Annotated in this window: 14 protein-coding genes; 9 read left to right on the top strand and 5 right to left on the bottom strand. The window is 62.2% G+C overall.

Annotated elements, in window-relative coordinates; all coding sequences use genetic code 11:
- Window positions 1–87: 87 nt before the first annotated feature.
- Window positions 88–654, bottom strand: coding sequence for a dCTP deaminase (dcd, locus tag CAG00_RS23525; RefSeq protein WP_085665454.1), 567 nt, complete (start codon window positions 652–654; stop codon window positions 88–90).
- 328 nt (window positions 655–982) lie between these two features.
- On the opposite strand from dcd, the gene CAG00_RS23520 reads away from it, so the two are divergent.
- Window positions 983–1,192 carry a cold-shock protein gene (locus CAG00_RS23520; RefSeq protein ID WP_003254922.1) on the top strand — a complete coding sequence of 70 codons (210 nt, stop codon included), beginning with the start codon at window positions 983–985 and terminating at the stop codon, window positions 1,190–1,192.
- A 185-nt stretch (window positions 1,193–1,377) separates the two neighbouring features.
- On the opposite strand, the gene apbC is transcribed toward CAG00_RS23520, so the two are convergent.
- A complete protein-coding gene (gene apbC / locus CAG00_RS23515) occupies window positions 1,378–2,472 on the bottom strand; it encodes an iron-sulfur cluster carrier protein ApbC (RefSeq protein WP_016713757.1) in 1,095 nt (364 codons plus the stop codon).
- A gap of 158 nt (window positions 2,473–2,630) precedes the next feature.
- Here apbC and metG point away from each other — a divergent pair, with 158 nt between their 5' ends.
- The 7 genes from metG to CAG00_RS28895 all read left to right on the top strand — a co-directional run bounded on the left by metG (window position 2,631) and on the right by CAG00_RS28895 (window position 8,395).
- A complete protein-coding gene (gene metG, locus CAG00_RS23510; RefSeq protein WP_085665453.1) occupies window positions 2,631–4,670 on the top strand; it encodes a methionine--tRNA ligase in 2,040 nt (679 codons plus the stop codon).
- A 165-nt stretch (window positions 4,671–4,835) separates the two neighbouring features.
- Window positions 4,836–5,384, top strand: a complete 549-nt coding sequence (locus CAG00_RS23505) for an Rnf-Nqr domain containing protein (protein ID WP_085665452.1) — start codon at window positions 4,836–4,838, stop codon at window positions 5,382–5,384.
- On the top strand, window positions 5,381–6,355 hold the full coding sequence (locus CAG00_RS23500; protein ID WP_085665451.1) for an RnfABCDGE type electron transport complex subunit D: 975 nt from the start codon (window positions 5,381–5,383) through the stop codon (window positions 6,353–6,355). Before CAG00_RS23505 ends, CAG00_RS23500 begins: the two co-directional genes overlap by 4 nt.
- Window positions 6,352–6,954, top strand: coding sequence for an RnfABCDGE type electron transport complex subunit G (locus CAG00_RS23495; protein ID WP_085665450.1), 603 nt, complete (start codon window positions 6,352–6,354; stop codon window positions 6,952–6,954). Before CAG00_RS23500 ends, CAG00_RS23495 begins: the two co-directional genes overlap by 4 nt.
- Window positions 6,947–7,471: an Rnf-Nqr domain containing protein gene (locus tag CAG00_RS23490; protein ID WP_085665449.1), complete on the top strand. Its 525-nt coding sequence runs from the start codon at window positions 6,947–6,949 to the stop codon at window positions 7,469–7,471. The genes CAG00_RS23495 and CAG00_RS23490 overlap by 8 nt, the downstream gene beginning before the upstream one ends.
- A gap of 4 nt (window positions 7,472–7,475) precedes the next feature.
- Entirely contained in the window at window positions 7,476–8,114 is a 639-nt protein-coding gene (gene nth / locus CAG00_RS23485) for an endonuclease III (RefSeq protein ID WP_025340388.1), read from the top strand.
- A 104-nt stretch (window positions 8,115–8,218) separates the two neighbouring features.
- Complete coding sequence (locus CAG00_RS28895) at window positions 8,219–8,395, top strand: PA3496 family putative envelope integrity protein (protein WP_003258006.1); 177 nt, start codon at window positions 8,219–8,221, stop codon at window positions 8,393–8,395.
- Window positions 8,396–8,438: 43 nt separating this feature from the next.
- On the opposite strand, the gene CAG00_RS23480 is transcribed toward CAG00_RS28895, so the two are convergent.
- Complete coding sequence (locus CAG00_RS23480) at window positions 8,439–9,059, bottom strand: response regulator transcription factor (protein ID WP_023660944.1); 621 nt, start codon at window positions 9,057–9,059, stop codon at window positions 8,439–8,441.
- Between the two features lie 365 nt (window positions 9,060–9,424).
- Here CAG00_RS23480 and CAG00_RS23475 point away from each other — a divergent pair, with 365 nt between their 5' ends.
- Window positions 9,425–9,907 (top strand): hypothetical protein, encoded by a 483-nt coding sequence (locus tag CAG00_RS23475; protein WP_085665448.1) that lies wholly within the window; start codon window positions 9,425–9,427, stop codon window positions 9,905–9,907.
- Window positions 9,908–9,965: 58 nt separating this feature from the next.
- Here the strand turns inward: CAG00_RS23475 and CAG00_RS23470 are convergent, their stop codons facing one another.
- Both CAG00_RS23470 and CAG00_RS23465 read right to left on the bottom strand, forming a co-directional pair.
- Window positions 9,966–11,183, bottom strand: a complete 1,218-nt coding sequence (locus CAG00_RS23470; protein WP_013973956.1) for an argininosuccinate synthase — start codon at window positions 11,181–11,183, stop codon at window positions 9,966–9,968.
- Window positions 11,184–11,456: 273 nt separating this feature from the next.
- On the bottom strand, window positions 11,457–12,374 hold the full coding sequence (locus tag CAG00_RS23465; protein WP_085665447.1) for an OmpA family protein: 918 nt from the start codon (window positions 12,372–12,374) through the stop codon (window positions 11,457–11,459).
- Window positions 12,375–12,468: the final 94 nt, after the last annotated feature.

The raw sequence follows: 12,468 nt of genomic DNA, 5'->3' as shown, positions 1-12,468 counted from the left end.
CTCCTGACAAGGCCGCTGCGCATCATGCGCACCGGCGTTATCCAGTTGGAGTGCCAAAGGCGCGGGGAATTCCCCGCGCTCGTCGGTTCAGGTACGCGGCAGGGTGACGCCGCGTTGGCCCTGGTACTTGCCGCCACGGTCCTTGTACGACACTTCGCACTCTTCGTCGGACTGCAGGAACAGCATCTGGGCCACACCTTCGTTGGCGTAGATCTTCGCCGGCAGCGTGGTGGTGTTGGAAAACTCCAGTGTCACATGGCCTTCCCACTCGGGCTCGAGCGGAGTGACGTTGACGATGATGCCGCAACGGGCGTAGGTGCTCTTGCCCAGGCAGATGGTCAGCACATCACGCGGAATGCGGAAATACTCGACGGTGCGCGCCAGGGCGAAGGAGTTCGGCGGGATGATGCATACGTCGCTCTTGATGTCGACGAAACTGCCGGCATCGAAGTTCTTCGGGTCGACGGTGGCCGAATTGATGTTGGTAAACACCTTGAATTCGTCGGCGCAGCGCACGTCGTAGCCGTAGCTGGAGACGCCGAAGGAGATCACCCGGCTGTCCTGTTCGCCGCGCACCTGGCGCTCGACGAACGGTTCGATCATGCCGTATTCCTGCGCCATGCGGCGAATCCACTTGTCCGATTTGATGCTCATGGCGGGGTGTCCTGAAGAGTTGCGAGGTGAAAATTCGAGACGCGCATCTTACCGGTCCCGGCGCCCAGGTTAAAGTTCCATGCCTCATCCCGCGCCGGGCGGGGGCTGCAGCCGCCGTCGATCCGAATTTGCGTAAAGCGTCTTCTGACCATTGGCAGGTTGCGGAAAGTGGGGTAAGGTGGCGCCACTGTGCTGCACGTGACACCGAGAATCTCTAGTTTGATGCACGATCCTGATCGGCCCATCGCTGAATTTTCTGCTCTCTTTGCGCTCAGTCCCGGCCAGGGTTTTTCCTGACCGTTATCAAATTGTCCAAGGAGACAGAAAAATGTCCAACCGTCAATCCGGTGTTGTTAAGTGGTTCAACGATGAGAAAGGCTACGGCTTCATCACCCCTCAGTCGGGCGACGACCTGTTCGTGCACTTCAAAGCCATCCAAGCTGACGGCTTCAAAACCCTGAAAGAAGGCCAGGCTGTTACTTTCGTCGCTACCCGCGGCCAGAAAGGCATGCAGGCTGAAGAAGTTCAGATCGCCTAAGTCGATCGAAGCTTCCTAGCTTTCAAAAAACCCGCCTTCCGGCGGGTTTTTTTATGCCTGGCCGAAAGACCGAGTCGGCCTCTTCGCGGGTAAACCCGCTCCCACAGGGACAGCGCGGTACTTGAAGGCTGCGCTGTCCCTGTGGGAGCGGGTTTACCCGCGAAGCAGGCGACTCGGTCTGCCAGTCAATCTTCGCTGATGGTAATGCTAGGCATCGCCGGCGCAGCAGCTTCCTGCAGCACGATCCGCGCGCCCACCTGGCGGGCCAGTTCCTGATAGACCATGGCAATCTGGCTTTCCGGCTCGGCGATCGCCGTCGGCTTGCCACTATCGGCCTGCTCGCGGATCAGCATCGACAGCGGCAACGATGCCAGCAGGTCGACACCATACTGGCTCGCCAGCTTCTCGCCACCGCCTTCGCCGAACAGGTGCTCGGCATGGCCGCAGTTCGAGCAGATATGCACGGCCATGTTCTCCACCACGCCCAGCACCGGGATGTTGACCTTGCGGAACATCTCCACGCCCTTCTTGGCATCCAGCAAGGCCAGGTCCTGCGGGGTGGTGACGATCACCGAACCGGCCACCGGTACCTTCTGCGCCAGGGTCAGCTGGATGTCACCGGTGCCCGGCGGCATGTCGATCACCAGGTAATCCAGGTCGTCCCAGGCGGTCTGGGTCACCAGCTGCAGCAGCGCGCCGGAAACCATCGGGCCACGCCATACCATCGGCGTGTTGTCGTCAGTCAGGAACGCCATGGACATGACTTCCACGCCATGGGCCTTGATCGGCACGAACCACTTCTGCTCGCGAATCTGCGGGCGGGTGCCTTCGGCGATGCCGAACATCACGCCTTGGCTGGGGCCATAGATATCGGCATCGAGAATACCCACCCGCGCACCCTCGCGGGCCAGCGCCAGGGCCAGGTTGGCCGCGGTGGTCGACTTGCCCACACCGCCCTTGCCCGAGGCCACGGCGATGATGTTCTTGACGTTGGCCATTGCCGGCACCTGGGCCTGGGCCTTGTGCGCGGCCACCACGCAGTCGATCGACACCTGGGCACTGCTGACGCCCTCGAGGTTGCCGATGGCGGTCTGCAACACCTGGGCCCAGCCGTTCTTGAACAGCCCTGCGGCATAACCCAGCTGCAACTGCACGCTGACCTGCCCGCCCTGGATATCGATGGCGCGCACGCAGCCGGCGCTGACCGGGTCCTGGTTCAGATAGGGGTCGGTGTACTGGCGAAGCACGCCTTCGACGGCGGCACGGGTGACGGCACTCATGGAGACTCCCAATGGCAAACTGAATGTAAAACAGACGCCTATCCTAACCCGTCAATCGTCAGCAGATGCGCATGCGGGGTGAAATATCTTCGCCAGCCCTTTATAGTGGCCGATCAACCTCATTTTTACCCCGTCGCCAGATAAGTAGCCGAGCCACCATGTCCGAGCCACGTCAGATTCTCGTCACCAGCGCCTTGCCCTATGCCAACGGATCGATCCACCTTGGCCATATGCTCGAGTACATCCAGACAGACATGTGGGTCCGCTTCCAGAAGCTGCGCGGCAACCAGTGCATCTACGTCTGCGCCGACGACGCCCACGGTTCGGCCATCATGCTGCGCGCCGAGAAGGAAGGCATCACCCCGGAACAGCTGATCGCCAACGTCCAGGCCGAACACAGCAGCGACTTCGCCGACTTCCTGGTGGACTTCGACAACTTCCACTCCACCCACAGCGAAGAAAACCGCGAGCTGTCGGGCCTGATCTACGCGCGCCTGCGTGACGCCGGGCACATCGCCACCCGTTCGGTGACCCAGTACTTCGACCCGGAAAAGGGCATGTTCCTCGCCGACCGCTTCATCAAGGGCACCTGCCCCAAGTGCGCGGCCGAAGACCAGTACGGCGACAACTGCGAAAAATGCGGCGCCACCTACGCGCCCACCGAGCTGAAGAACCCCAAGTCGGCGATCTCCGGCGCCACCCCGGTACTGCGTGATTCCCAGCACTTCTTCTTCAAGCTGCCGGACTTCCAGGCCATGCTGCAGCAGTGGACCCGTAGCGGCACGCTACAGGACGCGGTAGCCAACAAGCTGGCCGAATGGCTGGACTCGGGCCTGCAGGAATGGGACATCTCCCGCGACGCGCCGTACTTCGGCTTCGAGATCCCGGGCGAGCCAGGCAAGTACTTCTACGTATGGCTGGACGCACCGATCGGCTACATGGCCAGCTTCAAGAACCTCTGCGCACGCCGCCCGGAGCTGGACTTCGACGCGTTCTGGAACGAGGGCTCCAAGGCCGAGCTGTACCACTTCATCGGCAAGGACATCGTCAACTTCCACGCCCTGTTCTGGCCAGCCATGCTCGAAGGCGCCGGCTTCCGCAAGCCGAGCGCGGTCAACGTACACGGCTACCTGACCGTGAACGGCGCCAAGATGTCCAAGTCGCGCGGTACCTTCATCAAGGCCCGCACCTACCTCGACCACCTGCAGCCGGAATACCTGCGTTACTACTACGCGGCCAAGCTGGGCCGTGGTGTCGATGACCTGGACCTGAACCTGGAAGACTTCGTGCAGAAGGTCAACTCCGACCTGGTCGGCAAGGTGGTCAACATCGCCAGCCGCTGCGCCGGTTTCATCCACAAGGGCAACGAAGGCGTGATGGTGGCTGGCGATGCCGCACCGGAGCTGACCGAAGCCTTCCTGGCGGCCGCCCCGTCGATCGCCGACGCCTATGAAGGCCGCGACTTCGGCCGTGCCATGCGCGAAATCATGGCGCTGGCCGACCGTGCCAACGCCTGGATCGCCGACAAGGCCCCATGGTCGCTGGCCAAACAGGAAGGCAAGCAGGATGAAGTGCAGGCCATCTGCGCCCAGGGCATCAACCTGTTCCGCCAACTGGTGATTTTCCTCAAGCCGGTCCTGCCGGTACTGGCCGCCGACGCCGAGGCCTTCCTCAACGTGGCACCGCTGACCTGGAACGACCACCAGTCGCGCCTGGAAAACCACCTGCTGAACCCGTTCAAGGCGCTGATGAGCCGTATCGAACCGGCCAAGGTCGAAGCCATGGTCGCAGCCAGCAAGGAAGACCTGCTGGCCGCCGAAGCCAAGGTCCCGGCCGGCAACGGCGAGCTGGCCAAGGACCCGCTGTCGGCGGAAATCGAGTTCGACACCTTCGCAGCCGTCGACCTGCGCGTGGCACTGATCGTCAAGGCCGAGGCCGTGCCGGGTGCCGACAAGCTGCTGCAACTGACCCTGGACATCGGTGACGAGCGCCGCAACGTGTTCTCCGGCATCAAGTCGGCCTACCCCGACCCGTCCCAGCTGGAAGGCCGCCTGACCATGATGGTGGCCAACCTCAAGCCACGCAAGATGCGCTTTGGCGTGTCCGAAGGCATGGTCATGGCGGCCGGGCCTGGCGGTGAAGAGATCTACCTGCTGAGCCCGGACAGCGGTGCCAAGCCGGGCCAGCGCATCAAGTAACAAAACCTGCTGGACCTTGTGGGAGCGGGCGTGCCCGCGAAACTGACTACGCGGTGCATGGCACCGGCGTTGCCGGTGTTCGCGGGCACGCCCGTTCCCACAATGACTCCGGCACCTTGATGCCAAACCCGGACAATCGCCCCGATTCCCGGCTATCGTCATCTCATGAGCGACTACATCCTGGTCCTGATCAGCGCTGCGCTGGTCAATCACCTGTGCCTGCAACAACAGCCATTCCCCAGGCTGCACCTCCACGTGCACGGCCTCGCCTGCGCACTGTGCATTGCCTTGGGCGTGACCGGCGCACAACTACTGGTGCGCGGGGTGCTTGCCCCGCTGCAGGCCCAGGACCTTGCCCTGTTCCTGTTGTTGCCCTGGCTGGCCGGGCTCGCCTGGGGCGTGCCATGGCTGCTGACAAGGTGGCGCCCGAGCTGGCCGGTGACGCAACTGCCCGCGCTGCTGTTGAGCAACGCGGTAGTACTGGGGTTGGCCCTGCAACAGGCAAGCGACGACAGCACATGGCTCGCTACCTTGCTGCAAGGCCTGCTGGCCGGCGGCGGCTTCTGGCTGGCGTTGGTGTTGTTCGCCGACCTGCGCCAGCGCAGCGCTCATGCCGACGTCCCCAGGGCAATGCGCGGCCTGCCCATCGAAGTGCTTGGGGCCGGGGTAATGGCCATGGCGTTTTCCGGCTTCAACGGGCTGTTCGCCCAATGACCGCCAAGCCCGACCCGCGGCTACGCACCAGCATGGGCCTGGTGTTGCTGGCCTGCGTACCTGGCCTGCTGGCGCTGTTCTGGCTGCATGGCTGGAGTGTGCTAGTGAACCTGTTGCTGTGCGCCAGCGCCGCGCTGCTGTGCGAGGCGTTGTTGCTTACCTTGCGAGCACAACCGCTGCGCACGGCGCTGAACGACGGCAGCGCGCTGGTGACCGCCGTGCTGCTGGCCGCCGCCCTGCCCACCCTGGCACCCTGGTGGTTGCCTGTGGTCGCAGCCAGCGTTGCCATCGGCATCGGCAAGCAGGCCTTTGGCGGGGTCGGGCGCAACCTGTTCAACCCGGCCATGGTCGGCTACGCCTTCGTGCTGCTGAGCTTCCCGTTGCAGATGAACCATTGGCCGGGGCCGACACCAGGCCTGCTCGACAGCCTGCAGCTGGTGTTCGCCGGCGGCGAGCAGATCGATGCCTGGGCCCGGCCGACACTGCTCGACGGCCTGCGCCACAACCGCAGCCTGACCATCGATGAACTGTTCGCCAGCCACCCGGGCTTCGGCAGCATCGGTGGGCAGGGCAGCGAATGGGTCAACCTGGCGTTCCTGCTGGGCGGCCTGTTTTTGCTGCAACGCAAGGTGATCAGCTGGCATGCGCCGGTTGGCCTGCTGGCAGGGTTGTTCCTGTTCAGCCTGCTGGGCTGGAATGGCTCGGGTTCGGACTCCAACGGCTCCCCCCTGCTGCACCTGTTCTCCGGCTCGACCATGATGGCGGCGTTCTTCATTGCCACCGAACCGGTGTCCGGCCCCCGGCAGGAGTGGGCGAAGCTGGGGTTCGGCCTGGGGGCGGGCCTGCTGATCTACCTGATCCGCACCTGGGGCAGCTACCCGGACGGTACGGCGTTCGCCATCCTGCTGATGAACCTCATGGCGCCGAGCCTCGAACGCCTGGCTTTGCAGCGCCAGCAGGTTGCACGATGAAGCGCCTGGTACGTGATGTGGGCCTGTTGCTACTGACCGGGGTACTGGCACTGTCGGCCACCCTGGCCTGGCGACACTGGACCAGCGCGGCCATCGCCGACGCCGAGAAACAACTGAATAGCCGTCAGCGGCTGGCAGTGCTGCCAGAAGGCAGTTACGACAACCAGCCCCTGGACAGCCCGCTGCCCAGGCCCGCCGCACAGCGGCCAAACAGCCGTATCCTGGCAGCTTACCGGGCGACACTGGCAGGCAAGCCGGCCGCCATCATCCTGGTCACCCAGGCCCAGGGCTATGCCGGGCCGATCGTGCTGAGCGTGGCCATCACCCCGGACGGCCGGCTGATCGGCAGCCAGGTGGTCGAGCAACAGGAAAGCCCCGGGCTGGGTGCACGCCTGGGTGATCCGCAGCTGAACTGGCTTGGGCAATTTGCCAACCGCCAGTTGGGCGATCGCTGGGCGCTGAAGCGCGACCAGGGCGACTTTGACCAGTTGGCTGGCGCAACCGTGACCTCACGGGCGGTGATCGGCGCGCTGCAAGAGGCGCTGAGCTACTTCGATGAGCAGCGCAGCGTATTGCTGGAGGGCGGCTCTCATGAATAGGTTCTACCTGCTCGGCGCAAGCCTGGTGCCCCTGTTGGGCGCCACCCGAACACTGAGCGAAGGCGCCACCATCGGCGTGTGTGCGGTGCTGATGAGCAGCCTTCACCAGCTGTTGCTGGCCCCCCTGCGCCATCGGCTTGCCACCTGGACCTATGTGCTGGCCAGCCTGCTGCTGTTGGCGGCCCTGGCCAGTTGCCTGCAACTGGCGCTGCGTGCCTGGCTGCTGCCAGTGGCACTTGCCCTCGGCCACTATCCCGCACTGCTGTGCCTGCAATGCCTGGCCACTGACCACCTGCTGCCCGATCAAGGGCGCTGGCGCCTGCTCGCCGGCCACCTTTGTGCGCTGCTTGCCACATGCCTGCTGCTCGGCGCCAGCCGCCAATGGTTGGCCGACGGTACCGGCCTGCACCTGGCCAGTCTGGCCCCGGGCGCCTTGCTACTGCTCGGACTGCTGTTGGCCTTGTACAATCGCCTGCGTCCGGGCCCCGCCCAACCACGTCGTCAAGGAAAGCTCTGATTTCATGAATGCCGCCAAACGCCTGGAGATCTTTCGCAGGCTGCACGAAGACAACCCCGACCCGAAGACCGAACTGGCCTACACCACCCCGTTCGAACTGCTGGTCGCCGTGACACTGTCTGCGCAGTCCACCGATGTCGGCGTCAACAAGGCCACCGCACGCCTGTTCCCGGTCGCCAACACCCCCGAGGCCATCTATGCGCTGGGCGTCGAAGGCCTGAGCGAGTACATCAAGACCATTGGCTTGTACAACAGCAAGGCCAAGAACGTCATCGAAGCCTGCCGACTGCTGATCGAACGCCATGGCAGCCAGGTACCGCAAACCCGCGAAGCCCTGGAGGCGCTGCCCGGCGTGGGCCGCAAGACCGCCAACGTAGTGCTCAACACGGCGTTCCGCCAGCCAACCATGGCAGTGGATACCCATATCTTCCGGGTCAGCAACCGCACGGGTATTGCACCAGGCAAGACGGTGCTGGAAGTGGAGAAAAAGCTGATCAAGTTCGTGCCAAAGGATTACCTGCTCGACGCCCACCACTGGCTGATCCTGCACGGGCGCTATGTGTGCCAGGCACGCAAGCCGCGCTGCGGCAGTTGCCGGATCGAAGACTTGTGCGAGTACAAGCACAAGACCTCCGACGATTGAGTCGATAGCTGGAAACCACCTGCAGCGATTGAAAAAATCTTTTTTACCAGCGTCTGCTTTCTGGTTATAAGGACGGCCAATGGCCCCTTGGCTTGGAGCGACTCATGAGTAGCGATAAAGACGACCTGTCGATCGAAGATGATTTTGTTGCCGCGGATGACGAAGCGGAACCCCAGGTAGAAACCGCAAAGACCAACCTGAGCAAGCGCCGCACCATCGACAACATGCTGGAAGAAAGGCGCCTGCAGAAGCAGCTGGCCGACTTCGACTACGATCTGTAACCCTGGCAAAGCCTCCTGGCTGGAGGCTTTACGGCCTTGGCGGTCAGTTCAACCCTTGCCGCTGCGCCAGCTCGATCAGGTCGACCAGCGAGCGCGCATTGAGCTTGAGCAACAGGCGCGACTTGTAGGTACTGACCGTCTTGTTGCTGAGGAACATGCTGTCGGCAATCTCCTTGTTGGAACGCCCTCGCGCCAGCTGTTGCAACACCGTCATCTCGCGCGCCGACAGGCGGTTGACCATATCCGTCTCGCTTCCGCCCCTGCCACGTGACACATGCAAGGCCTGGTTGGGGAAGTAGCTGTAGCCCGACAGTACGGCCTTGATGGCGCTCAGCAGCTCGGTGAGCTCCTGCTGCTTGCACACATACCCCGCCGCCCCCGCCTGCATGCAGCGCATCGAGAAGTTGCCGGGGGCCTGCGATGTGAGCACCAGCACCTTGCTGCCCGGGCTGAAAGTTGTCATGCGACCGATCACCTCCAGGCCATCCAGCTTGGGGATACCGATATCGAGCACCACGATATCCGGCAGGTGTTGCCGTGTGAGTTGCAGCGCAGCCACCCCGTTGTCGGTTTCCGCCACGACGTCATACCCATGCCGCTCCATCAGCATGCGTACGGCCAGGCGTATGACCGGATGATCATCCACGATAAGCACTTTATTCATGCGATATCCATTCATTGCTTTTGCTTTGGCCCGCCAAGATAACCTACAGAACGCTTACTGGCGCGGTGATTTACCGGCGAAATATATGAACAGATAGAACCTACAACACTTACAGAAATTTCCTACACTCAACTGATGCATTTGTAACAATCAAATTCCCTGTTACCGAATGAACGGTATCACCGGCCGGTAAAAGTGCACCAGTTGGAAACCGGCCGACACCTCAGGAAATATTCAGCTCAAATGCGCTGAACAAACACCGTCATCAGGATTTCAAGCGATTATTCTCACCCGGGAAACAATCCAGTCTTTAGTTGAGCATCGCCGTAAGGTAAAGATGTGCAAAATCGCTGGAGACGACCCATATGCACCAAGTACAGCCTGTCGCCCCGCTGACGATCATTGCCATCTTCGCAGGGATTATCGAAGCCTCCGCCCTTGCCACATTGCCGTTTCTCAGCGAGTCCAGTCAAAAGCTCTATACCTGGTTCCTGGTGGGCTTCCCATTCTTCCTGACGGCACTGTTCTTCCTCACGCTCAACTTCAATTACAAGTCGTTCTACGACCCTTCATCAAACAGGACGGCAAATGACAACACGTCGACACAGAGCGATGTGGCCAAACATGCAATGCCCGGTAATACCAGCGAAGCGCTGCAGGGTGAGCCTGTCACATTCATGTTTTCCGGCCCGGATGCCTATCGCATGATGGAGCAGCAATTGCTGTCCGCCCTTGCCCAACCGCCTCAGCAAGCGCGCACGTGGCGGTTTTGCAACCTGGATAGACGCCAGTGCGCACAACTATCGATCAGCGCGCTTGATGGACAGCAGGCGAGCGACGACCATTGATATGACAGATAAAAAAAACCCCGGCCTGAGCCGGGGTTCTTGCTGCACATGCCAGCGATCAGAGCAGCGAGCGGCCCTTGTTGGCAGCAATGCGCATACGCAGGGCGTTGAGCTTGATGAAGCCCGCTGCGTCCGCCTGGTTGTAGGCGCCGCCATCTTCCTCGAAGGTAGCGATGTTGGCATCGAACAGCGAGTCGTCCGACTTGCGGCCGACAACGGTGACGTTGCCCTTGTACAGCTTCAGGCGTACCACGCCGTTCACGTTGACCTGCGAAGCGTCGATCATCTGCTGCAGCATCAGACGCTCCGGGCTCCACCAGTAGCCGGTGTAGATCAGGCTGGCGTACTTCGGCATCAGCTCATCCTTCAGGTGAGCGACTTCGCGGTCCAGGGTGATCGACTCGATGGCACGGTGGGCCTTGAGCATGATGGTGCCGCCTGGGGTCTCGTAGCAGCCACGCGACTTCATGCCGACGTAACGGTTCTCGACGATGTCCAGACGGCCGATGCCATTGGCACCACCGATACGGTTCAGGTCGGCCAGGACGGTGGCCGGGGTCTTCTCGACACCGTCAATGGCAACGATGTCACCGTTGCGGTAGGTCAGCTCGATGTAGGTAGCCTGGTCCGGGGCGTTCTCGGGCGAGACGCTCCAGCGCCACATGTCTTCTTCGTGCTCGGTCCAGGTATCTTCCAGGACACCGCCTTCGTAGGAGATGTGCAGCAGGTTGGCGTCCATCGAGTACGGCGACTTCTTCTTGCCGTGGCGCTCGATCGGGATGCCGTGCTTCTCGGCGTAGTCCATCAGCTTCTCGCGGGACAGCAGGTCCCACTCACGCCATGGGGCGATTACCTTGACGCCTGGCTTCAAGGCGTAGGCGCCCAGTTCGAAACGCACCTGGTCGTTGCCTTTGCCGGTGGCGCCGTGGGAAATGGCGTCGGCGCCGGTTTCGTTGGCGATTTCGATCAGGCGCTTGGCGATCAGCGGACGGGCGATGGAAGTACCCAGCAGGTACTCGCCCTCGTAGACGGTGTTGGCGCGGAACATCGGGAACACGAAATCACGCACGAATTCTTCGCGCAGGTCGTCGATGTAGATCTCTTTAACGCCCATTGCCTGGGCCTTGGCACGAGCCGGCTCGACCTCTTCGCCCTGACCCAGGTCAGCGGTGAAGGTCACCACTTCGCAGTTGTAGGTATCCTGCAGCCACTTGAGAATCACCGAAGTATCAAGGCCGCCGGAATACGCCAGTACGACCTTTTTTACGTCCGCCATGCCATCACTCCACGGGGTTGTACGGAAAGGGATCGATTCTAACGACGTTACGGATAAATTTACAGTGGGGCGACAGCTTCTGACGACAAAGCGACAGGAAGTTTCGGAAGGGCGACTTACCGTCGGAAAGTATGAAATGCCGTGTAGGAGCGGCCTTGTGTCGCGATGGGCTGTGCAGCAGCCCCTGGATCTCAGCTATGCAGCGAAAACTGCCGGGGCTGCTGCGCAGCCCATCGCGACACAAGGCCGCTCCTACAGAAAGCTCCGCAGCCTTCAGGACTTGGCAGGTGCTGGCTCAGGGGCCTTTTCGACAGGCTTCTCAACTGGCTTCTCGATTACCGCCACCCGATCCAGTTCAATATTCACCCGACGATTACGCGCCCGGTTGGCAGCATTGGTGTTCTTCGCCAATGGGTAACGCTCGCCGTGGAAACGCACGGTAATCTGCTCTTCCGGAACGCCATGGGCCTTGAGGTAGTCGGCCACCGCCAGTGCCCGGCGGCGCGACATGTCGCGATTGGTCAGGCGGTTGCCACTGTTGTCAGAGTGGCCGTTGAGCTCGACATGGTTCACCGTCGGGTCAGCCTTCATGTAGTCGAGGATCACGTCCAGCCGCGCCTTGGCCGCCCCATCCAGCTCGAAGCCGCCCCCGGGGAAGCCCACCTGGGTCTGGCGCACCTGGTCGTAATTCATCGGCAGCAGCTTGCCGGCACAGGCCTGATAGTCGCTGTAGGCCTTGGCGAAGCTGACCGGTAGCACACGCACTTCCATCGGCCTGCCCGCCTCGCCGGCGTAATTGCGTACCACCGTGCTGCGCCCATCGAGCAGGCCGTTGATCAGGCGGCTGGCCTGGCCCTGGGACGAACTGAACAGCACCCCGGTGCGGGCCATGCGCACGCTGCCCAGGTTGATGTCGCTGCGCCCGGGTTGCCACGGCGCAGCGGCTGCCAGCAATGTTGCCGTGCCCGCACCCAGTACATTGCTGTCCGAACGCAGCTGGAACACCGGCTGCTCGCCCGCGCGGCGCACGAACTCGCCACTGCCGAAACCGTCGATCGGCTGGATCAGCCGGCATTCGAACTGGTCACCCTCGACCTTCCAGGCGATGTTCTCCATGCGCGTCTGGAAGGTCAGCGCGCCGGCCGGCAGGCTGGCGAACAGGGTCAACAGGGCTAGGTAACGCTGGCGCACGGGCGGCTCCACAAATTCTGACGGCTTACCTGCAGGCTATCGGACGCCTGCCGGAAAACTTGATAGCCGTGCTCCACCCAGGGTTTTCCGGTAG

Origin of the sequence: Pseudomonas sp. B5(2017) (assembly GCF_002112825.1) — a bacterium.
Lineage (GTDB): Bacteria > Pseudomonadota > Gammaproteobacteria > Pseudomonadales > Pseudomonadaceae > Aquipseudomonas > Aquipseudomonas putida_Z.
Note: the sequence above shows the minus strand (reverse complement) of the source record. Positions and strands in the feature narration are given on the sequence as shown.